The organism is Hyalangium minutum (assembly GCF_000737315.1).
GTDB lineage: Bacteria > Myxococcota > Myxococcia > Myxococcales > Myxococcaceae > Hyalangium > Hyalangium minutum.
Genome location: NZ_JMCB01000018.1, coordinates 89,108 through 111,149 on the forward strand (window position 1 = coordinate 89,108; position 22,042 = coordinate 111,149).

Genomic DNA, 22,042 nt, shown 5'->3' on the forward strand with positions numbered 1-22,042 from the left:
TCCTCGCGCCGCGCGCTCCAAACGTCATGCTATTGACAGCGCGGCCGAGTCAGCACTCAATCGCCCGCCAACCCCCCATCCGTCCGTAGAAAGCAGGAAATATTAATGAAGAGTTGGGTCAAGTCGCGCGCTCGTAAGGCCGCGTCCGGCGTCAGAACCTTTGCAGCCCTGGTCCTCGGACCAGCCCTGGCACTGCAAGGCTGCGCGAAGGAAGAGCCTCAAACCCCCACCCCTCCCTCTCAGGAGGCCCGAGCTGCGGGCAGCCTGCGGACGCTGCGCGCCGAGAATGGCGCGGAATACGTGCCGGGCGAGCTCCTGGTCCGCTTCAAGCGCGACGCGGGCTTGAGGGCTCTGTCGGCCCACAAGCAGGCAGGCGCGAAGGTGCAGCACACCTTCCGCACGATGCCGGAGCTGCAGCTGGTCACCGTGAATGAGTCCTCCCTCGAGGACGCCATCATCGCGTACCAGAAGGACCCCACCGTCGAGTACGTGGAGCTCAACTACATCTACCGCGCCAGCGCCACCACGCCCGATGACTCTGTCTTCGGGCAGCAGTGGGGCCTGAACAACACCGGCCAGGCCGGCGGCGTGGCCGACATCGACATCAACGCCCCCGAGGCGTGGGATCTCACCACGGGCAGCGCCTCGAACGTCATCGCGGTGATCGACTCGGGCGTGGACTACAACCACCCGGATCTCGCGGCGAACCTCTGGACGAACCCCGGGGAGATTCCGGGCAACAACCTGGACGACGACAACAACGGCTACGTGGACGACGTCCACGGCATCAACGCCATCACCAACACCGGCAACCCGCTGGATGACGGCACCCACGGCACGCTCGTGGCGGGCACCATCGTGGCCCAGGGCAACAACGGCCGGGGCGTGGCGGGCGTGAGCTGGTCGTCGCAGATCCTCGCCTGCAAGTTCCTCGACGCGAGCGGCAACGGCACCGCGGCCAACGCCCTCAAGTGCTTGGACTACGTGCACGCGCTGAAGACCCGGACGAGCAACCCGGTCAACATCATCGCCACTAACAACTCGTGGGGCAACACCGCCTCCTCGCAGGCCCTGCTGGACGGCATCATCCAGCAGCGCAACGACGGCACCCTCTTCGTAGCGGCGGCGGGCAACACCACCGCGAACAACGACACCACCACTGCGTACCCGAGCGGCTACTTCGTCTCGAACGTCATCGCCGTGGCGGCGCATGACCGCAAAGGCAACCTCGCCAGCGACACGAACACGGGCCGGCGCACGGTGCACCTGACGGCGCCGGGCGTGGACGTGATGAGCACCGTCCCGAACAACGGGTACCAGGCGGCCAGCGGCACCTCCATGGCGGCCCCGCATGTGACGGGCGTCGTGGCGCTGCTCGAGGCGCAGGACCCGAGCCGCGACTGGCGCCAGCTGAAGAACCTGGTGCTGGCGGGCAGCGTGAGCTCCGCTTCGGCCACGGGCAAGACGCTGACGGGCAAGCGGCTGCGCGCCGCGGACACCAACGGCCAGGGCGCGCTCACTTGCAACAACCAGCTCTTCTCCGCCCGCGTGCGGCCCATCGCGGACACCGTCACGGTGAACGTGTACGACCAGGTCCCGCTCGCGGCCTACCACGTGAACTGCGGCGCTCCCGCGGGCGTGGCCACCGTCACCGTCTCTCCGGGCGGACAGACGTTCAACCTGTCGGACAGCGGCGTGTACGGCGACGAGGCCGCCAATGACGGCCTGTTCGTGGGCGCCTTCGAGCCGACCGCGCCCGGCACCTACACCCTTACCTTCCCGGGCGGTGACACGCTCACCGTCACCGCGGTGGTGCCGCCCCAGGCGTACGTGAAGACGTCGGTGCCCTACGCGTGGCGCACCATCACCGGCACCAGCCTGGTGCTGACGGACGAGAGCGTCGCCAACTTCACCTCGCCCTTCCCCATCCCGTTCGGCGGGGGCACGGGGCAGACGACGGTGCGCGTGGGCATGAACGGCGCCCTCAAGCTCGAGTCCGCCGGCGCCATCGGCCTCACCAACGCCACGCTGCCCTCCTCCAGCCACACGACGCTGGTGGCCCCGTTCTGGGATGACCTGTACCCGGGCCCCACGAGCGCGGACAACGTCTTCTGGGGCGTGCTGGGCACGGCGCCCAACCGCGAGCTGGTGGTGGAGTGGCGCAACGTGCACCACTACAGCACGCGCACGGGCTCCAACACGCTGAGCTTCCAGGTGGTCTTCTCCGAGGGCCGCCCGGACATCCTCTTCAACTACAAGGACGTGGTGGTCGGGAACGCCTCGTATGACAAGGCCGCGGCCGCCACCGTGGGCGTTCAGACCAACTCCACGACGGCCACGCAGCACAGCTACAACACGGCGTCGCTGAACGACAACACGGCGTACCTGTTCGCCATCCCCGTGGCCACCCAGCCGCCCGTGGTGAGCGCCATCACCGCCCAGCCCACCACCCTCAACGAGGGTGACACGCTGACGGTGGACGCCGCCTTCAGCGATCCGGACGGCGCCTCGGATGGCCCGTGGAAGGTGGAGATCGACGCGAACTACCCGGGTTGGTTCACCACGGACGTCACCCTGAACACCGCCACCCAGGGCACCGTCACCGGCACCACCCCACTCCTCCACAGCGGCAACCTGACGGTGGCCGCCCGCGTCCAGGACAAGGGCGGAACCCGCTCGGCCGTGGCGCAGACGCAGATCACCGTGAACGACGTGCCGCCCGCGCTCAGCGCCCTCACCCCCACCGGCTCCATGGGTGAGCGCCAGCCGGTGACGATCTCCACCTCCTTCACCGACCCGGGCCTGGACTCGCCGTGGCTCGTGGAGTGGGACTTCGACTACGACGGCACCACCTTCACCGCCGATGCCGTCACGCGCGCCACCACGCCGGGCGCCATCAGCACCGTCTACGCCTTCCCCAACGACGGCACCTTCACCGTGGCCGCGCGCGTCACCGACAAGGACGGCGTGCAAAGCGCCCTCCAGACGGTGCAGCTGTCCATCGCGGACCTGCGTCCCACGCTGACGGGCATCGCCGGCAACTTCACGCTGGTCGAGGGCAGCCACTACGCCCTCGAGTCGAACTTCATCAACCCGGGCGACAACTCCCGGCCGTGGCGGGTCCAGTGGGACTTCGACTACGACGGCACCACCTTCGACGTGGACGAGGAGGACGAGCGCTCGACGGACGGCGCCATCCTCCTGAGCCGCTTCGCGCGGGACTCCGGCAACCGCACCTTCGCCCTGCGCGTGGTGGATGCGGATGGCAGCATCTCCGACGTGAAGCAGGTGGTCATGGACATCGCGGAGGCCCACCCGGTCCTCAGCCCCATCGCCATGGAGGTGCTGACGGGCGGCAGCAACGAGCCGTCCACGGTTCAGTTCGACCTGTCGGCCAACAGCGGCGCCGAGGAGCCCTCCGCGGATCCGCTCCGCGCCTTCCTGTGGGACTTCGACGGTGACGGCACGTACGACTACGCGAGCATCTCGCCCTATGCCGTGTACACCTACCGCGACAACAAGGCCGGTGGCGGCGCGTTCACCGCTCGCGTGCGCGTGCTCGACGAGGACTCGTACTCCGAGGAGACGATCTCCGTCGCCATCGCCAACGTGGCGCCCGTGCTCACCGCGCCCGCCGCGCAGACTGCCTGGTCCGGCAACCTGCTGGCCCTGCGCCTGACGGCCACGGATCCCGGCGCGGACGTGCTCACCTTCTCGGCCTCGGGTGCTCCCGCCGGCCTGACGGTGTCCGCGGACGGCCTGCTGCTGTGGGCCCCGTCCCGCTCGCAGGGCAGCCGCCAGGGCCGCGCGTACACCGTCAACGTCACTGTGACGGATGACGACGGCGCCTCCGACACCAAGGCCGTCACCCTGACCGCGAAGTGGGTGGACGCCGACAACGACGGCATCGAGGACAGCTGGGAGCTGGAGAACGGCCTGGATCCCACCAACGCCAACGACGCCGCGGGCGACCGCAACGGCGACGGCATCAGCAACGCCGCCGAGTTCCGCAACGCCTACGACGGGTTCGCGCTGCCGGCGCAGGCCGCTGTCCAGGGCCCGCTCACCGACACGCTGGTGAAGGCCCCGCAGATCACCCTCACCACGTTCAACGTGGCGAGCCGGGGCGACCTGGCCACCGTGAAGTACGAGTTCCAGCTCTTCTCGGGCACCACGCTCGCGACGCAGCTGTGCTCCACCACGGTGGACGAGTCTGCCTCGGGGCGGACGTCCGCCACCATTCCGAGCGCGACGGGCTCCTGCTCCAGCGTGACGCTGGCGGACGATCAGGCCTACACGTGGCGCGTGCGCGCGACGGACGGCGACAAGCTCCAGGGTGCATGGAGCCGCGTGCAGACGTTCAAGCTCAGCACGCAGAACGATGCCCCGGGCCTGGCTCGGGCCTCGCAGCCGGTGCCGGGTGCGCAGATCGCCGTGGCCGTCCCGGTGCTCACGGTGGACAACGCCCTGGACGTGGATGACACCCAGCTCACCTACACGTTCAAGCTGGCCACGGACGCGGCCCTGACGCAGGACACCGTCGTCTCGGATCCGATCGCGGGCGGCGCCAGCGGGAGCACCTCGTGGACGGTGCCCTCCGCGCTCAAGCCGTTCACCACGTACTACTGGCGCGTGACGGTGAAGGACCCGGAGAGCGCCGAGAGCAGCAGCGAGGTGGCCTCCTTCACGTACCTGGGCCGCCCGTCCAACCGCGAGCCGAGCCTGCCCGAGGCCGTGGAGCCCGCCGCCAACGGCAAGGTGGCCACGCTCACGCCGACGCTCGTCATCAAGGCGGTGACGGATGCGGACGGCGACGAGCTGCTCTACACGTTCGAGGTGGACACCAGCCCGGCCTTCACCAGCCCGTCGCGCAAGGCCTCCACCGCCCTGAAGGCCGAGGCGGATGGCACTGTGCGCTGGCAGACCGAGGGCCTGACCGAGGACACGCTGTACTGGTGGCGCGCGCGCGCGAGCGACCCGTACAGCGCCAGCGACTGGGTGGTGGGCTCGTTCCAGGTCAACGCCCAGAACAACGCCCCGTCCGCCCCGCTGGCCCTCAACCCGTCCGACGCCATCATCTTCACCCGGACGCCCACCCTCATCCTCCAGAAGTCGGTGGACCCCGAGGGCGATGCCATCACTTACTCCTTCGAGGTGAAGTCGGCGGATGGCGCCGTGGTGAGCTCGGGTGACGTGGCCACGACGGCCAATGCCCAGAACAGCCAGGTGTCCTTCAAGGTCACCAAGGAGCTGGAGCCGGGCGTCGAGTACATCTGGACGGCTCGCGCGAAGGATGCGGCGGGCGCGGTGAGCGCGGCCTCCGCGGACGCTCGCTTCCAGGTCTACAAGGAGCCCACCCTCCCTGAGCCCGAGAAGGACGGTGGCTGCAGCACCGGCGCGGGCGCGCTGGGCGGCCTCCTGCCGCTGCTGGCGATGGCGATGGGCCTGCTCCGCCGCCGCGGCAACCGGGTGTAGTGACTCCGGTAGCCACTGCTAGCGTCTGAAGTTCAGGAGGCGCCGCACCGATGCAGGGTGCGGCGCCTTCTCTTTGAGCGTCCCTGGGGCCGGCTTCGCGTCCGCGCTACTTCTTCCGGTCTTTGTGAGTCCGCGGCAGTGCGTGGGAGATGAGGGCCACGTAGTCCACGGCCTGTGCACGCGGCGGCGCTGGGGGCGTGCCCAGCGCGGCGAGCCGCTTGGTGAAGGCGGCGATGATGTCCGGCACGGGGCGGATCGCCTGGATGAGCCCATTGGGGCCCTCCAGGGCTTGCGAGAGCGCGAGCGCGGCCTGCTGCAGCGGCAGTCCCCGGCGCAGCAGATCCTGGAAGGAATTGGAGAGGGTGATGATGTTGTGCCCGGCCGTCTGCACCATCTCCACGGCGATCTTGATGACCTGGGGCGCGGTGAGGTGGCCGTCCGCCAGCAGCACGAGCGCCGCCTGGAAGTAGTTGAAGATGGGCACCACGCGCGGGCCGTAGGGCGCGAAGTGGGCCGGAGGCGTCAGCCGGTCCAGGTGGATGAAGATGCGGCGCACCGGATCCGCGATGGGGATGCGGCGCCACGCGCTGCGCACGCGCTCGGCGTCATCCGGGTAAACGCCTCCGGCGTCGAGCACCTGCGTCAGCACGCGCTCATCCACGCGCCCGGCGATGAGGTCCGCGAAGAGCGAGTAGATGAACGCGTCCGCCTCCGCGTCGTCCCCGAAGAGGACCTCCTCGGCCTCGATGGGAGCGCTCACGCGGCTCTCGAGGATGGCGGGGAGCTTGTAGCCCACCTGCCCTCGCAGGGCCCGGAAGCGGCCGCGCAGCAGGTTGCCCACATTGTCCTTGAGGACAAACTCGTCCCACTTCACCCCGTCCAGCTTGAGCTTCTCCTCCAGCACCGCCCGCATCTGCTTGGGGCTGCCGGAGACGATGCACAGCCGCGAGTCCCCGTTGGCCGCCAGCTCCCTGATGAGCGCCGAGGCCCCCGGCACGGCCACCTTCTCGTGGGCCTTCTGGAACGCCGTGCGCACCAGGTCCCTGAACGAGTCGAAGTCCGTCCGCAGGTACGTCTTGTCCAGATCCCACCGGTAGATCCGCCTGGGCGGCCGGGGATCGATCCGGTCCAGAAGGCTCACTTCGCGAGGCCTTCCTGGATGGTGGTGCCCAGCTGATGCGCCACGGCCTTGGCAGCCACCTTCCCCGCGTTGGTGATGGCGCGCGCCTTCGAGCGCCCATGTGCCTTGATGAAGATCCGATCGAACCCGAGGATGGGCGCGCCGCCGTACTGCTCCCAGTCGGTGATGTCCTTGATGCGCTGGATGCCGCTGGAGAGCATGGCCAGGCCCGCGCGCCAGCGCAGCTTCTCCTTGTAGGCGTAGCGGGCGAGATCCATCACGGTCTCATGGACGCCCTCGAGCATCTTCAGGCACACGTTGCCCACGAAGCCGTCCGTGACGATGACGTCCACGGTGCCCTTGGGAATCTCCACGCCCTCCACGTTGCCCACGAAGTGGATGCCCTCCATGGAGGACAGCTTCGCGTGCGCATCCACCACGCGCGGCGGGCCCTTCTGCGGCTCCACGCCGTTGGAGAGCAGCGCCACTTTGGGGCGCTCGTTCCTGGAGATGATGCGCGCGTACGCCGAGCCCATCACCGCGAAGGCCACCAGATCCTCCGCCGTGGCCTCCACGGTGGCGCCCACGTCGAGGATGAGTGAGAACGGATCCTGCTTCTCGCCGCGCGTGCCACGCGTGGGGTACACGGCCGCCAGCGCGGCCCGGCGCACCCCGGGAATCAGCTTGAAGTGCCGCGCGCACGCCAGCACGCCCGCCCCCGTGTTGCCCGCGGAGACCAGGGCCTGGGCCTCTCCGTCGGCCACCAGCTGGGCGGCCACGGCCACCGAGGCGTTCTTCTTGCGGGCCAGCGCCTCGCCGGGCTTCTCGTCCATGCCCACGAAGTCCGGGGCGTGTTGCACGGAGATTTGCTCGGCGCGGTGCTTGGTGTCCGCCAGGGCCGCGTCAATGAGCTCGCGGTCGCCCACGAGCAGCGCGTGGATGTGGGGCGCCTCGATGGAGAGCTGGGCGGCGCCGCGCACCACCTCCTCGGGGCCGTGATCACTCCCCATCACGTCGAAGGCAATGGTGATGTCCTTGAGCTCCTGAGTCGTCCCCGCCATGGGCCTATCTTACGAGCTTTGCCCGACGCTCGCGCCCGGCATTCGCACCCGGGCCGCCAGGACGACTCCCACCAGGGCCCCCGCCCCCATCAAGGCCGCCGCCGTGCCGTACGGCGCCCCTGGACCGAAGCCCGTGAAGAGCCAGCCACCCAGGGCGGGGCCGAGGATTCGCCCCAGCGAGCCGCACGCCTGATAGCTCCCCAACACAGCCCCCAGCCGGTCGGCCGGGGCATGGAGGGAAACCAGGGCGGACAGGGAGGGCGTGGTGCAGGCGGAGCCCACCGCGAGCAGCCCCATGACGGGGAAGAGCCAGGCGTAGCTGGGAGCCAGCGGCAGCAGGGCCAGCCCCAGCCCCGTCACCGTGAAGCCCGCCACCAGGAGCCGCCCCTCGCGGACCGGCTGGTACCCGGGCTCGGCACGGCTGCTGGACGACAGCAGCCGGGGGAGAATCCCGCCCTGGAGGAGGGCAGACACCACGCCCACCACGGCGAAGAGCCCACCCGTGCGCAGGCTGGCCTGGGAGAGCTGCTCGGCCGAGGCGCGGGCGGAGAGGAACAGCGTCCCGCCCTCCAGCGGCACGGGCCCGGAGGAGAGGAAGCGCGACAGGAGGTACACCGAGAAGGTGCCCTCCATCTGCGAGAAGGCCGTGTTGAACAGGAGGATGAGCACCAGGCACAGGCCCACGACGGGCAGCCGCAGCGAGGACAGCGCCCCGCTCATCCGGCGCCCGGAGGCCGTGGCAGGGCTGCCCGGCTTGCGGGACTCGGCCAGGAAGACGAAGGTGAACCCCAGGTTGAGCGCTGCCAGTCCCGCGGCGAACAGGCCAATGGCCCGGTTACCGCCCCAGGCGCCCAGGAAGCCGCCCAGCGCCGGGCCCAGCACGAAGCCCAGGCCGAACGCCGCGCCAATCAGCCCCATGCCCTTGGCGCGCTCCTCGGGCTTGGTGACATCGGCCACATAGGCCTGCGCGGTGGCGATGTTGCCCCCGCTGATCCCATCAATGACGCGCGCCAGGAAGAGCAGCGGCAGTGAGTGGGCGAAGGCAAAGAGCAGGTAGCCCGTCATCGAGCCCGTGAGGCTCAGCAGCAGCACCGGCCGCCGGCCGTACCGGTCCGACAGCCGTCCCAGCACGGGGGCGAAGAGGAACTGCATCAGCGAGTACACGGAGAGCAGCAGCCCCACCGTGAACGGTGAGGCGCCGAACTTCACTCCGTACACCCCGAGCTGCGGGATGAGGATCCCAAAACCGATGAGATCCAGCGTGACGATACCGAAGACGACGCGCAGCGAGGCGCGCCGCCGGTCTGCTCCCTCCTCCATACACCCCGCCGCTTACAGCGACGACGCCTCACGCGCCTGGGCGTCCCGGTTGGCGGTGTCGCGCTCGATGCAGCCCTTGGTGAGCGTGTACTGGTAGGTGCCCAGCTCGTCGCGCCAGTACTCACCCTCGTACGGCCAATAGAGTTGATCATCCGCCACGGCCACGGTGTACCGGTACTTCTTGACGATGGCCGTCTTGCCGCCCGCCTTGAGCTGCTCCTCGAGGAACTCCTTCTCCTTCGTCGTCGTCTCGAACTTGATGCGCAGGCCGTTGGCCAAGAGCTGCTTCAGGGCAATCAGCTCTGTCTCCAGCTTGCCCTTGGACATGATGCCCGCCTTCTGGATGAGGCCGGTGCGCTGCTCCTTGAGCCCCTCCAGCAGCTCCTTCGAGAGCTCCGAGTACTTGAAGGTGTCGCCCTTCGCGCCGAAGGCATCCAGCTCACCCTCCAGCTCGAGGATGGAGTCGTTGGTCTTCTTCAGGTCCTGGTCCGTCAGGGCCAGCCGGAGGATGCGCTCCAGGATCACCTCGGTGCCGGACAACTTCTCCTTGTCCTTCTTCTGCACGTCGGCCAGCACGCTGTAGTACTCGCCGGCCTCCATGTTCTTCTGCACCAGCAGCTGCAGCTGGTCGTGCACCGGCAGGTAGGTGCGCTCGAAGTCCTGGAGAATGAGGCTGGACTCACGGTAGCGGCAGTTCTCGTAATAGATGACCGCCTTGAGGATGAGCGCCTCGGGGAAGTACTCGTCCCGGAAGAAGGGCGAGGACAGGGTGATGAGGTTGCCCAGCGCCTGCTCGTACTGGCCCACGCGGTAGTTGGCCCAGCTGGCCTCGAACATCGCCTCCAGCCACTGGGTGGTGCCGCGCTCGATCTTCCCGAAGTAGAAGATGGCGTAGCGGTTCTGCTGCATGCCGTAGTGCGTGCGCGCCAACTGCATGAAGGCGAGCTCGCGCAGCGACTGGTCCAGCTTGGCCTCCTCGCCCGTCTTGCCGCCGGGACGCGTCAGGCGCACCACTTCCTTCATGGCCTCGATGGCCGAGGCCATACTGGTGTCCGAGCGCCGGGCCTCCGCCGACCGCACCTTGTTGCCGTTGCGGAAGTACGCCAGGCCCTCCAGGAACTTGGCCCGGGGGTAGAACGCGTCGCTGCGAGGAATCAGCGTGGTCAGCCGCTTCACCTCCTCGAAGCTCTTGTCCGCCTGATCCTGCTGGCCCACCTGGTCCAGCGCGCGGCCGCGCACGAAGTGGTAGCGCGCCAGCAGGTAGTGGAACTCGCTGCGGAACTTCTCGGGGAACTCGTAGTTCGCGTAGCGGGCGATCTCATCGAGGATCACCGTCTCGTTCTTCGTCTTGCGGCTGATGAAGAACAGCCACTCCAGACTGGTCTTGAAGAACTTGGTCTGCGGGCCCACCGCGAGGATCTTCGAGAACTCGCCCAGCGACGAGTGGTACAGCCCCATGCGGTACAGGGCCTTGGCCACCACGTAGCGGGCCTCGACATGGTTGCCCGCCTGCTGCTGATCCTTGAGGACCTCGTAGGCGGCCATGGCGGCCTGCTCGTACTCGTCGTTCTTGAAGAGCGACACGGCCACGTCGAGCTTCTGGCGGTCCGTCGACTTGCCGGACACATCCACCGCCTCGAAGGTCATCCCCCCGGACTGGGGCTTGTTGGAGTTGCCGCTGCCGGTGAGATCCAGCCCCAGGCCACCGCTCTGCGTGTCCTGGGCTGCGGGCGTCGCGGGCGCGGAGACCGGGTTGGGCGCCTCGGTGGGCGCAGGCGAAGGAGCCGTCTCGGTCGCGGTATCCGTCGCCGCGGGGACGGTGGGCGTCGTCTCGGTGGGCGCCACCGACGAGGACTCCTCATCAGAGGAGGAGCCCTTCTTGCCCTTCTTCTTCTTCTTGCTCGACGTGCTGGCCTTGCCCTTCTTCTTCTTCTTGGAGCTGGACGTGTCGAGGCCCTCGAAGCTCTGAGCCGGGGCCGGCATGGCCCAGACGAGCGCGAGCCCGAGGAGCGCGAGGCGGAGGAGTCGGAGGGAGCGGGTCATGACTCGGGGAGAGCGGTGGGGAGGAAGAAGGAGACACCCAGCTCGAACATCAGCTGGTTGCGCAGGGTGGTGGCCGGAAGGATGGCCTTCTCCACGTAGATGAGGTCTCTCACCTCCGTGCGCAGCGTCATGTAGCGGTTGAGGAAGAAGCGGAAGCCAACGCCCACGTTGCCGCCCGCGGTCATCCGCGAGGTGCTCTGCACCCCGGCGGTGTCCGGCGGCCCCTTGTACTGCACCAGGGAGGCGCCCAGGACGCCGTACATGTCGAAGTGGGCGAAGCTCTCGGCCAGCAGGGAGATCTTCCCGTAGATGGGCGCCCACTGCACGTCCACGCCACCCAGCAGGGTGAGCTGGCCGGGCGCGGCGCCGTCGAGCTGCTCGAAGGTCGGCGCGTTGCAACCCCGGCTCACGCCGCCGGAGCCGCTATCAGTGAAGGTGCAGATCTGCGCCGCGCCGGACACCGTGGGGATGGAGTAGCCGGCGCGCAAGCCGACGCCGAACGTCTCCGTGGGGAAGTAGGTGAACGTGGCCCCGAAGATGTACTTGCGGAAGAAGGCATCCCGCAGGGAGATGGTGGCCGACGGGCTGATCTCGAAGCGGCCGCGCTTGAGGAACAGGTGGCCGGACACCGGGCGGATGCGCTCGCGCAGAGGGCCCAGGTCGTCCTTGTCCACCTCGGAGACGTCACCGGCCTCGGACTCCGAGGAGCCCGTGGAAGACGCCGGCCGGGGGGCCGCCGCGGGCTTCTCGGCCGCAGGCTTCTCGGCCGCGGGCTTGTCGGTCTGGGCCTGCGCCACCACGGGCAGCAGGCTGAGGGCCAGGAGCAGGCGAAGGAGTCTCATCACTCGCTCTCCCGTCCCGTGGACCGCAGCGGGAAGAACAACGAGATACCGGCATTGATCGTCATGAGGTTCTGAACGGCACCCTTGCTGGTGCCCAGTGGCTGGTCGACGTACGAGGTGTTGATGAGCGCCACGTTCACGGCCAGGAAGTCCTTGGCCACGAAGCGCATTCCCAGGCCCAGGTCCGCGCCGATGCTGATGGAGCGGCCCTCCAGCGCGGAGGTCTCCGTCTTCACCACGCCCGCGCCGCCCAGCAGGTAGCCGTCGAAGTGGAGGATGGAGTTGAGGAAGGCCACCTTTCCATAGAGCGGCGCCCACTCCACATCCGCCATGCCGGACCACTGCGGCACCGAGTGGTAGATGCGGCTCTGGAAGGCGCGCTTGGCGGTGCGCACGTCATCCGACGGGAGCACCTGCATCACCGAGCCGCGCGCGGAGATGGCCAGTGTGTCCGCGAAGTAGTACGCGCCACGCAGCGACGCGCCGAACTTCGAGTAGTACGGATCATTGATCGAGAGGCTCACCAGCGGCGTCAGCTCGAAGCGTCCCTTCTTCAGGTACACCTTGCGCTGGACGCTCTTGACGCGGTCCTCGTTGGTGATGTCGGTGGGCAGCAGCTCCTGCCCCGGAGCGGGCGTTGCCACGCTCGGCGTGGGCGGCGGCTCTGCGAGTGGAGGGGTCTCAGGAGAGGATTCGGGCTGCTCCTCGGGCTTGCTGGCGTCGTCCTGTTGGGTGAGGTCCAACCCCATCCCTTGATCTTGGGCGAGCGCCAGCGCGGGCCAGAGGCAGAGCGCGAGCAGAGTGGCCTGGAGGCGATTCACTTCCGGAAGCTCCGTGTGTGGTGGGGCGACGAGCCGCCTGCGAAAATTCGGAGTGTCAACGGCTCGGGCATCCTATCCGCCGCAGTGCCCCTCCTCAACCAATCCGAACCTGCCTGCTCATCATCTATCCCTGCGCCATTTTTGAACAATTCCGTTCTGGGCACCCGCTCCACGAGTCGGTTGGCAGCGCGAACCCCTGTGGTACGGTGCAGTCCTCTCTGTGCATTCCCCTCTCATCATGAGGTGCGAGCTGATCATGTCCGTGCGTCTGGCCATCTTCCTGAGCGCCGCCGCCCTGCTGGCCAGCGGGTGCGATGTCACCACCCAGCTGGGCGTTCCCTGCGTGCTGGTGAAGCGCGATCCCACCTCCGACAGCACCACGGGTGTGCGCTCCACCCCCGTCCTGGAGGGCGAGATCGCTGAAAACCAGGACTTCATCTCCTTTGGATCCACGGACTGCGAGGACCTCATCTGCGTCCGGGATGCGGATGCCCCGCGGGACTCGGACCCGAACGCGCCGGCCCAGGGCTACTGCAGCCAGGAGTGCGTGGCGGGCTCGTCCTCGTGTGAGGTGACGGACACCAGCGTGGACGAGGTGCTGCGCAACCGGATGGATTGCCGCCCGCTGCTGCTGGACCAGGCCTCGCTGGAGCGCCTCAAGCGGGACGATCCGGTCACCTACCGGAACACCTTCGGGGAGACGAACTCCCCGTATTTCTGCGCCGGCAAACTGTCCGCGCAGCCGGAGTGACATACTGGCGCGCGGCCCTTTAGACCTTTTTCGCGCGCCATTCGTCTGATGCAGGGCCTGCTGCTTCCAAGGAGCCCTGCCCATGAACAAGACGTCCACCTTCCTGGCCCTGGCCGGTACCCTGGCGCTGGTGGCCCTGGTGTTGGGGATGCCGCGCGCGGTGTCCCCCACCCCGCCGGCCCCGCCCCAGCCGCACATCGCCACCCCCGTTCCGCCGACGCCCCCTCCTCCGCCTACACCTCCGGCACAGGCGTCGAACGGCTCTCTGACGATGACGAGCCGGCTGTCGCACCCCTACATCACCCTGGGCAGCTCGGATGAGTTCGTCACGGTGGACGTGACGGGGGCCGAGGTCCCGGGCTCGCAGCGCAGCCCGGTGAACCTGGCGCTGGTGATTGACCGGTCCGGCTCCATGAGCGGCTACAAGCTGGCGCAGGCGAAGCAGGCGGCGCGTCAACTGGTGAACCTTTTGAGGGACGAGGACCGGCTGTCCATCGTCCACTACGGCTCGGACGTGAAGGCGCTGCCGAGCATGGCGGCCACGTCCTCGAATCGGGCGCGGATGCTCCAGTACATCGAGGGCATCTGGGACGAGGGCGGCACCAACATCAGCGCGGGCCTGACGACGGGACAGAACCAGGTGAACACCGCGCGCCGTGAGTACAAGGTGAACCGCATCATCCTCATCAGCGACGGGCAGCCCACCGAGGGCGTCACGGATGAGCAGAGCCTGAAGCAGGTGGTGAAGAACATCCGCGCGCAGGGGGTGACGGTGAGCTCCATTGGTGTGGGCACGGACTTCAACGAGGACCTGATGCAGGCGTTCGCCGAGTACGGCGCGGGGGCGTACGGCTTCCTGGAGGACGCGGGCAAGCTGGCGGGCATCTTCCAAAAGGACTTGCAGCAGGCGGCCACGCTGGTGGCGCGCAACGTGGAGCTGTCCTTCGAGCTGCCGGACGGCGTCCTCTTGGGCGAGGTGCTGGGCTACCAGGCGCACCAGGCCGGGCGCACGGTGCGCGTGGCGATGCCGGACTTCTCCGCGGGCCAGACGGAGCGCGTGGTGGCGCGGCTGAAGGTGACGGGCTCGGCGGTGGGTCAGGCGGTGAACGTTACGGGGCTGAAGCTGACGTACACGGACCTGCTGAAGGACGGGACGGTGGAGAGCACGGCGAGCCTGTCGGCGATGGTGACGGACCGGATGGAGGAGGTGGCGGCGAAGCAGGACAAGGACGCCACGGTGTACGCGGTGCGGGCGCGCAGCGCGGCCAACCTCCAGAAGGCAGCCGAGGCCCTGAAGGTGGGCCGCCGGGACGAGGCGCGGCAGCTCATCCAGCTGAACCAGGAGATGTTCAACGAGGCAGCCTCGGTGGCGGGCGCTCCGGCGGTGGCCGCGGACATGGCCGAGCAGAAGGCGGCCTACGACGAGTACGAGCAGGCCCAGAGCAGCGAAGAGGTGAACGCGGCGGTGAAGCGCTCGAAGTCCAAGGCGCTCAAGGACTTTGGGCGCATGGGCTCGACGTACTGAGCCTGGGGCAGGCTCCCGAGGCAGGCACGCATGCGAGGGCTCCGCTGGGAACGGCGGGGCCCTCGGTGTTTTCGGATGGACGTCCCGCGGTTCTGGGTTGACCGATGGAATCCCCCGGCCCTATCTCCGCGTTCTTCCTGCCCTGCTGGCGGGAGAGCGCAGGAGGCGCGACACGGCATGGCGAGCGCGGACACCCCATGGGTTGGGGTCATCATGGGCGGCAAGAGCGACCTCGAGTACCTGCGCCCGGCAATCGACATCCTCACGGAGCTGGGGATTCCGCACGAGGTGCGGGTGGTGTCGGCGCACCGCACGCCGGACTGGATGATGGAGTACGCGTCCACGGCGGAGGCCCGAGGGCTGTCAGTCATCATCGCGGCGGCGGGAGGGGCAGCCCACCTACCCGGCATGGTGGCGAGCAAGACGCTGCTGCCGGTGCTGGGGGTGCCGATGCCCACCACGCTGCTGGCGGGATTGGATGCGCTGATGTCCATCGTGCAGATGCCCAAGGGCGTGCCGGTGGGGACGCAGGCGATTGGCAAGCCGGGGGCAGCGAACGCGGCACTGCATGCGGCGTCGATCCTGGCCCTCAAGTATCCGGAGCTTCGGGCGCGGCTGGCGGCGTGGCGGCAGGCGCGTACCGACGAGGTGCTCCGGGATCGGGTGCTCTCATGAAGACGGTTCTGCCGGGTGGGACGATTGGGATTCTGGGGGGCGGGCAGCTCGGGCGGATGATGGCGCTGTCGGCGCGCACGCTGGGGTTCCAGGTGCAGGCGCTGGATCCGGATCCAGCGTGCCCGGCGCGCTGGGTGGTGGACCAGTGCTACACGGCAGACTTCGGGGACACGCGGGCGGCGGCGCAGCTGGCGCGGGCGTGTGATGTGGTGACGCTGGAGATCGAGAAGATTCCCCTGGCGTCGCTTCGTGCGGCGGCGGAGCAAGCGCCGCTGCGGCCCTCGGCGGCGGTGCTGGAGATGGTGCAGCACCGTGGACGGCAGAAGGCATGGCTGGCGAAGCAGGGCTTCCCGCTGGGACCGTGGCAGGAGCTGAACGGCGCTGCGGAACTGGGCACGGCGGTGGCGGCACTAGGAGGCAAGTGCTTCGTGAAGTCCTGCGAGGGCGGCTACGACGGGCGCGGGCAGGTGGTGGTGAAGGCCGCGACGGAGGCAGGGCAAGCGTGGAAGGACTTGGGCGAGAGCGCGGTGGTGGCCGAGGCCACGCTGGACCTGGAATCCGAGCTGTCCGTGCTGGTGGCGCGAAGCCCGAAGGGCGAGACGGTGGTGTACCCACCGGCCTACAACCACCACGAGGAGCGGATCCTCGCGTGGTCACTGTTGCCGGGGCCGGTGCCGCCGCAAGTGGCGGCGAAGGCGGCGGAGATCGCGCGGGACATGGCGAACGCGCTCCAGGTCGAAGGGCTGCTGGTGGTGGAGATGTTCCTGCTGAAGGACGGGCGGCTGCTGGTGAACGAGCTGGCGCCGCGTCCGCACAACAGCTTCCACGCGACGGAGGTGGCCTGCCTCACGAGCCAGTTCGAGCAGGCGGTGCGAGCGGTGTGCAACCTGCCCTTGGGCTCGGTGGAGGTGGTGCGGCCGGCAGCCATCGTGAACCTGCTGGGAGACCTGTGGCTGACCGAGGGCGGCCCGCGCTTCGAACAAGTGCTGGCGATGCCGGGGGTGCGGCTGCACCTGTACGGCAAGCGGGATGCACGCAAAGGCCGGAAGATGGGGCACCTGTCGGCGGTGGGGACGACTCCCGAGGAGGCGCTGGCGCGGGTGAAGGCGGCTTCTCGAGCGCTGGGGATGTGACGCTGTGAAGACGAACGCTGCCCGCCTGCTGGACACCCTTGGGGTGAAGTACGAGCTGCGCGAGTACGAGGTGGATCCCGAGGACCTCTCTGCGGAGACCGTCGCCGCGAAAGTGGGCCTGCCCGCGGAGCAGGTCTTCAAGACGCTGGTGGCGCGCGGAGACCGGACGGGCGTGCTGATGGCGGTGGTGCCAGGCGACGCGGAGCTGGACCTGAAGGCGCTAGCGAAGCTGAGCGGAGACCGGAAGGTAGACACGGTGCCGCTCAAGGAGCTTCAGCCACTGACGGGCTTCATCCGAGGCGGTGTGACAGCCATCGGCGGCAAGAAGGAGTACCCGGTCTTCGTAGAGGAGACAGTGGAGCTGTTCGATGTGATCTCGGTGTCCGCAGGCATTCGCGGCACGCAGATCCTCATGGCCCCTGCGGACTACTTGAAGGTGATCAAAGGCAAGGTCGGTCCCATCTCCCGCCCTAAGAGCTGAGGGCTTCGGAACTGAACCTCAGCCGACCGGTCTTGTAGAAGACGAAGGTGCCAAATCCGTCTTATGCTCGCTTCGCGAAGATGCGCGCGGAGATGATCGAGCAGGTCGGAATCCCGAAGTACCGGCGTATCGTCTCCTTCCTCAAGCTCCTGCCACCGACCGTTCCGGTGCTCGCAACGACAGCCACGGCGAACGCACGAGTCGTCGAGGACGTCCAGGAGCAGTTTGGCGGAAAGCTCCATGTCATGCGGGGGCCGTTCGTCCGCGAGAGCCTCAGGCTCCAAACGCTCCAGTTCCCGAAACAACCGGCCCGGCTGGCATGGCTCGTGAAACACCTGGGCAAGCTTCCTGGCACTGGCATCATCTATTGCCTCACGGTGCGGGACGCGCGCCGCGTGAGTGAATGGCTTGAGCGCAACGGCATTGCCGCGCCCGTCTACTCTGGCCAGATGGATGACTCGCAGCGCCCCGTGCTCGAGCAGGCGCTGCTGAACAACAAAGTGAAGGCCCTCGTCGCGACGTCAGCTCTGGGGATGGGCTTCGACAAGCCTGACATGGGCTTCGTCGTCCATTTCCAGCGACCTGCCTCCGTCGTCCACTACTATCAGCAGGTCGGCCGCGCGGGGCGAAAGCTCGACAGCGCGGTGGGCATCTTGCTCGGCGGCGCTGAGGACGACGAGATCGCTGAGTACTTCATCGAGTCCGCCTTCCCACCCGCAGCACAAATGAAAGCGGTACTCGCCACACTGGAGCAGATCGACGACGGTGCCTCCATTCCAGAGCTTCAGGCGTCACTCAACCTTTCCCAAGGAGCACTCGAGAAGGTCCTGACTCTTGCGGAGACACTGGTGCCCGCTCCAGTAACGAAGCAGGGCTCCCGCTATAAGCGCACTCCGGTGCATTACGCCCATGACCCAGAGCGGATCAACAAGCTCCTCGCGCTGCGCAAGGAGGAGCAACGCGTCATGCAGGTGTACATGAGCACACTCGGGGCTGGACGCTGGGGGCGTAGCCATTGTGGGTTCGCGAGCTGCAGACGTCGCAGCGCTTCAGTTCACCCAACGGCTCGCGCAGCGCTGCGCCAGGGCTGGACTGGTGACGATCTCGGGGGGCGCAAAGGGGGTGGACCGGGAGGCGATGACAGCGGCGCTCGCCGCAGGGGGACACGTGCTCGGCGTCCTCCCAGGAGATCTGGAGCGCGCGGCGCTGGAGAAGACCTTCCGGAAGGCGCTGGAAGACGAGCGAATGACGCTGCTATCGCCATACGATCCTGGTGCGCGCTTCACGGTCTGGAGCGCCATGGATCGCAACAAGGACGTCTACGCGCTCAGCGACTTCGGCGTGGTTGTGAGCTCGGACTTTGACAAGGGCGGAACATGGGCGGGGGCGCTGGAGAACCTCCAGGCGCGCTGGGTGCCACTCTTCGTCCGAGCCGGGCCAGGGACGTTGGAGGGAAATCCCCGCCTCGTTGAGCGTGGCGGCATACCGCTCAACTTGGAGGACCTGGAGGGAGCATCGGATTGGGGCACATGGCTCCGCCGTAAGTCCACGGTGGCGGGCGAAGCCCCCTCTTTCCCGCCTGAGCAGTCCGATTTACCCATCTGAGAACCAGCCCAGCCTTCCAAAGCCTGAACGGCAGGCTCAGGGACAGCCACTGCTGGAGCAGTTGGGCAGAGTGGATGGGCTGCGCCCGAAGCTGTCATTCGAGGAGGTGTCACTGCAGGCGCTGGATGCAGAGCGGGTGTTGAGCAGCCTGGGGGAGTGGCTGCGGCACGCTCTTCATTGGACCGCGAACACCAAGTCATCCCGGTCGTCGTACGAGCCGGTCGTGCACGTTCCGGCGCTGCCTCCGTACCGGAAGTTCCCCCGGACCGCTTGCAAGGTCCCCGAGGGGAGGACGTACGTCGCTGAGAGCACCCGGGAGCCGGTGGCCGTCGGCGTCAACGTCGTCAGGTAGGTCCAGACGGGGTTGGTGGCATCGCTCGCGTAGTACAGGTCCAGCTTGTCCGAGCCGCCGGCGGTGTAGGCCCAAACGGTGACGTCGATCTGCACGGTCTTGCCGGGAGCGAAGGGCGTCCCGTCCAGCGTGTAGATGGCGATTTGGTCGAGGGACTCGTCCCCGTGGTAGCTCCCTGTGGTGCCGTCCGCACAGGAGCCCTGGAGGGTGTTGGGCGCGTTGGTCTCCGGGCCAAGGTTCGCGCGGCCGCTCAGGAGCGCCCCCGAGTCACACCTCGCCCCGGTGGCTCCGCACTTGGGAGCCTTGAGCACCGGATCGTAGCTCGCCCCGCCGGGGTTGTTGACGGTCACGCTCAGGGTGGCCGTGCCCACGTTCCCGGCCAGATCGGAGACCGTCGCCGTCAGGGAGTACGTCCCATTGCCCCCCTGGAGCGTGTTCCAATCGATGCCGTAGGGGGCAGACGTATCCGTCCCGAGCAGGGTGCTCCCCCGGTAGAAGTCCACTTTCTGAACGCCCCGGTCGTCGCTGGCCGTGGCGGTGATCGTGACGGTTCCCGCCACCGTGGCGCCGCTCGTGGGGGAGGTGATGGACACCGTGGGCGAGGTGACGTCGTTGTCCACGAGCACCGTGACCGCGGCGGAGGTCCCCACATTCCCAGCCGCGTCATAGGCCTTGGCGGTCAGGCTCCGGATGCCATTGGCCACCGTCCGGCTGTTCCAACTGAGGCTGTACGGAGCGGCCGTGTCCGTGCCGATCAAGGTGGTGCCTTGATAGAGCTCGACCCGAACGACGCCGCGATCGTCGCTGGCCGAAGCCTGGAGAGAGACCGTCCCGCTCACCGTCGTGCCCGCGGTGGGGGCGGTGATCGACACCGACGGCGGGGTGAGATCGTTGCTCACGGTAACCGTGACCCCCGAAGAGGTCCCCACATTCCCCGCCGCATCGTAGGCCTTGCTGGTGAGCGTATGGCTTCCGTTGCCGTCCGTCAGGGTGTTCCACGAGAGAGAGAAGGGCGCGCTGGTGTCCGTGCCAGCGAGCCGCGCCCCCACATAGAACTCGACCTTGGTGACGCCGCGAGCGTCGCTGGCCGAGGCGCTCAGCGTGACGCTCCCGCTCACCGTCGCGCCCGCGGCGGGAGCGGTGATGGCGGTGGCGGGGGGCGTGGTGTCAGGGACCGACTGGACGGCGAAGACGAGATCGTCGTGGTCGTCGTAGTCGTAGGTGGTGCACGGGAGGGTATCCGTACCGTACCGGAGGCTGGCGCGAATGGCCTGGAGGCTCCCGCTAGGCAGCGCATACGTCGTCCGGAAGACTTGGGTGGTGTTGGTGGTACCGATGGGCGAGAGCGTGGTGATGAGCTGCCAGGAAGGGTTGGCGGCGTCCGCGGCCTTGAAGAGGTTGAGCTTGGCGGACGAGTTGGCCCAGACCTTCGCCTCGATCGTCACGGTCTTCCCGTCCGCGAAGCTGGTCCCGTCCGCGGTGTAGACCTTCAAGGAGTCGATCGAGAGACCCACGTGGTAGGAGTCACCGCTCTCGGTGGCGCACGACCGGTTGAGGGTGTTGGGCCACCGGAACTCCACAGTCCCCCGGCCGTCGACGAGGACCCCGGAGAAGCAGCTGTTGCCCACCGTGCCGCACTTGGGGGCCTGCAGCGTGGAGTCGTAGCGAGCCTCCTGTCCGCAGTTCGGTGCCGTGCAGGCGGCCCCATCGTCCTGGAGGAGCTCGGCGTCGTAGAGGTTCCCCCAGATGCCACTGCCGCCGGCCACCAGGATCTTGTCCGTGCCCACGAGCGCGGCGGCGGAGAAGTCGCGCACCCGCTGCAGCATGCCGATGACCTCCCAGGTGCCGCTGGAGGCGACATAGCGCTCGACACTGCCGACCGGGGTGTCGTTGGAGCGGCCTCCGAAGAGGATCGCGTGGCCGAGGGGCGAAACCATCACATGGTGGAATTCGCGTGGGGAGAACGGCGCCTGGGTGTCGCTCCAGGTCCCGGTGGCCGGATCGTAGAGCTTGGCCGTGGACCAGGTAATCATCAGGACCTTGCCGCTCGGGAGCAGGGTCAGGCTCGTGAAGAGCGCGCTGGCGATGGAGGTGTTGCCGGTCTGAGACCAAGAGTCGGAGACCGGGTCGTAGAGCCAGGCATCGCTGTAATAGGTCTGACTGCCGTTGGTGCCGCCGGTGATCAGGACCCGCCCGTCGGCGAGGCGAGCGGCGGCGTGGCGCCTCCGGGAGACCGCCGTGAAGTGCGTGGATTGCGTGGACTGCCAGGTCCCAGTGGCGGGGTTGTAGAGGACGGACTGCGCGAAGGTGGATCCCCAGTCGTCCACGCCTCCCACGACCAGGACCTTGCCATTGGGGAGGAGCGTCGCGGTGTGCTCGCGGCGCACGTTCATGGCTCCCGTAGCGCTCCAGGTGCCGGTGGTGGGATCGTACAGCTCGCACGTATTGGTGCTCGCGCCTCCGATCACGAGGACCCGTCCGTCATTCAGGAGGGTGGCCGTGTGGGTGGAGCGCGCCGCGCTCATGGAGCCCGTGGGGGTGAAGGTCCCGGTCGCAGGGTCGTAGAGCTCGCTGGATTGCAGGTTGCCGCTGTTGTAGCCGCCCGCGATGAGCACCTTGCCATTCTGCAGGCGAGTGGCGGTGGCGCCGGTCCGGTACGCGGACATCGAGCCAGTCATCGTGGAGGTGAGACTGCTTCCCGTCGTCCCCAGGGGCTCTTCTCCGGGAGAGAGGGGAGGCTGTCCGCACGCGAGGTGCAGAGCCGCCAGCACCGCGACGTACCTGACGAGGCCACTTCCTGGGTTCGCGCCGACGTCCTGGGTCTTCATGAGAAACAGA

Annotated in this window: 14 protein-coding genes and 1 pseudogene; 8 read left to right on the forward strand and 7 right to left on the reverse strand. The window is 68.0% G+C overall.

Features of this window, described 5'->3' with window-relative positions; genetic code table 11:
• Positions 1-105: 105 nt before the first annotated feature.
• Positions 106-5,475, forward strand: a complete 5,370-nt coding sequence (locus DB31_RS34945) for a S8 family peptidase (protein WP_044196193.1) — start codon at positions 106-108, stop codon at positions 5,473-5,475.
• 106 nt (positions 5,476-5,581) lie between these two features.
• Here DB31_RS34945 and DB31_RS34950 read toward each other — a convergent pair whose 3' ends face one another.
• From DB31_RS34950 to DB31_RS34975, 6 genes are read right to left on the reverse strand one after another with little or no spacing between them, the layout of a single operon-like run.
• On the reverse strand, positions 5,582-6,616 hold the full coding sequence (locus tag DB31_RS34950; RefSeq protein ID WP_044196195.1) for a phosphatase domain-containing protein: 1,035 nt from the start codon (positions 6,614-6,616) through the stop codon (positions 5,582-5,584).
• Positions 6,613-7,656 (reverse strand): phosphate acyltransferase PlsX, encoded by a 1,044-nt coding sequence (gene plsX / locus DB31_RS34955; protein WP_044196197.1) that lies wholly within the window; start codon positions 7,654-7,656, stop codon positions 6,613-6,615. Before plsX ends, DB31_RS34950 begins: the two co-directional genes overlap by 4 nt.
• Positions 7,657-7,665: 9 nt before the next feature.
• Positions 7,666-8,976 carry an MFS transporter gene (locus DB31_RS34960; RefSeq protein ID WP_044196199.1) on the reverse strand — a complete coding sequence of 437 codons (1,311 nt, stop codon included), beginning with the start codon at positions 8,974-8,976 and terminating at the stop codon, positions 7,666-7,668.
• Positions 8,977-8,988: 12 nt separating this feature from the next.
• The gene (gltC, locus tag DB31_RS34965; protein WP_044196201.1) at positions 8,989-11,019 is read right to left on the reverse strand and encodes an adventurous gliding motility protein GltC; all 2,031 of its coding nucleotides are present in this window, start codon (positions 11,017-11,019) and stop codon (positions 8,989-8,991) included.
• Complete coding sequence (locus tag DB31_RS34970; protein ID WP_044196203.1) at positions 11,016-11,861, reverse strand: outer membrane beta-barrel domain-containing protein; 846 nt, start codon at positions 11,859-11,861, stop codon at positions 11,016-11,018. The genes gltC and DB31_RS34970 overlap by 4 nt, the downstream gene beginning before the upstream one ends.
• Positions 11,861-12,682, reverse strand: a complete 822-nt coding sequence (locus tag DB31_RS34975; protein ID WP_044196205.1) for an outer membrane beta-barrel domain-containing protein — start codon at positions 12,680-12,682, stop codon at positions 11,861-11,863. Before DB31_RS34975 ends, DB31_RS34970 begins: the two co-directional genes overlap by 1 nt.
• Positions 12,683-12,938: 256 nt before the next feature.
• Here DB31_RS34975 and cglC point away from each other — a divergent pair, with 256 nt between their 5' ends.
• The 7 genes and pseudogenes from cglC (at position 12,939) to DB31_RS51720 (ending at position 18,852) form a co-directional block, all read left to right on the forward strand.
• Positions 12,939-13,433, forward strand: a complete 495-nt coding sequence (gene cglC / locus DB31_RS34980; RefSeq protein WP_044196207.1) for an adventurous gliding motility lipoprotein CglC — start codon at positions 12,939-12,941, stop codon at positions 13,431-13,433.
• 82 nt (positions 13,434-13,515) lie between these two features.
• The gene (locus tag DB31_RS34985) at positions 13,516-14,958 is read left to right on the forward strand and encodes a vWA domain-containing protein (protein ID WP_044196209.1); all 1,443 of its coding nucleotides are present in this window, start codon (positions 13,516-13,518) and stop codon (positions 14,956-14,958) included.
• A 177-nt stretch (positions 14,959-15,135) separates the two neighbouring features.
• Positions 15,136-15,633, forward strand: coding sequence for a 5-(carboxyamino)imidazole ribonucleotide mutase (gene purE / locus DB31_RS34990; RefSeq protein WP_044196211.1), 498 nt, complete (start codon positions 15,136-15,138; stop codon positions 15,631-15,633).
• Complete coding sequence (gene purK, locus DB31_RS34995) at positions 15,630-16,766, forward strand: 5-(carboxyamino)imidazole ribonucleotide synthase (RefSeq protein ID WP_044196213.1); 1,137 nt, start codon at positions 15,630-15,632, stop codon at positions 16,764-16,766. Before purE ends, purK begins: the two co-directional genes overlap by 4 nt.
• 4 nt (positions 16,767-16,770) lie before the next feature.
• The gene (gene ybaK, locus DB31_RS35000) at positions 16,771-17,247 is read left to right on the forward strand and encodes a Cys-tRNA(Pro) deacylase (RefSeq protein WP_044196215.1); all 477 of its coding nucleotides are present in this window, start codon (positions 16,771-16,773) and stop codon (positions 17,245-17,247) included.
• Between the two features lie 245 nt (positions 17,248-17,492).
• Positions 17,493-17,864: pseudogene (locus DB31_RS51715) on the forward strand (helicase-related protein); the annotation flags it as partial.
• 400 nt (positions 17,865-18,264) lie between these two features.
• Entirely contained in the window at positions 18,265-18,852 is a 588-nt protein-coding gene (locus tag DB31_RS51720) for a DNA-processing protein DprA (RefSeq protein WP_075306374.1), read from the forward strand.
• A 174-nt stretch (positions 18,853-19,026) separates the two neighbouring features.
• Here the strand turns inward: DB31_RS51720 and DB31_RS45520 are convergent, their stop codons facing one another.
• On the reverse strand, positions 19,027-22,032 hold the full coding sequence (locus tag DB31_RS45520; protein WP_083969068.1) for an Ig-like domain-containing protein: 3,006 nt from the start codon (positions 22,030-22,032) through the stop codon (positions 19,027-19,029).
• Positions 22,033-22,042 lie beyond the last annotated feature (10 nt).

Coding starts and splice junctions, on each gene's coding strand:
- DB31_RS34945 (WP_044196193.1), top strand. CDS start 106: ATGAAGAGTTGGGTCAAGTCGCGCGCTCGTAAGGCCGCGTCCGGCGTC.
- plsX (WP_044196197.1), bottom strand. CDS start 7,656: ATGGCGGGGACGACTCAGGAGCTCAAGGACATCACCATTGCCTTCGAC.
- DB31_RS34960 (WP_044196199.1), bottom strand. CDS start 8,976: ATGGAGGAGGGAGCAGACCGGCGGCGCGCCTCGCTGCGCGTCGTCTTC.
- gltC (WP_044196201.1), bottom strand. CDS start 11,019: ATGACCCGCTCCCTCCGACTCCTCCGCCTCGCGCTCCTCGGGCTCGCG.
- DB31_RS34970 (WP_044196203.1), bottom strand. CDS start 11,861: ATGAGACTCCTTCGCCTGCTCCTGGCCCTCAGCCTGCTGCCCGTGGTG.
- cglC (WP_044196207.1), top strand. CDS start 12,939: ATGTCCGTGCGTCTGGCCATCTTCCTGAGCGCCGCCGCCCTGCTGGCC.
- DB31_RS34985 (WP_044196209.1), top strand. CDS start 13,516: ATGAACAAGACGTCCACCTTCCTGGCCCTGGCCGGTACCCTGGCGCTG.
- purE (WP_044196211.1), top strand. CDS start 15,136: ATGGCGAGCGCGGACACCCCATGGGTTGGGGTCATCATGGGCGGCAAG.
- purK (WP_044196213.1), top strand. CDS start 15,630: ATGAAGACGGTTCTGCCGGGTGGGACGATTGGGATTCTGGGGGGCGGG.
- DB31_RS45520 (WP_083969068.1), bottom strand. CDS start 22,032: ATGAAGACCCAGGACGTCGGCGCGAACCCAGGAAGTGGCCTCGTCAGG.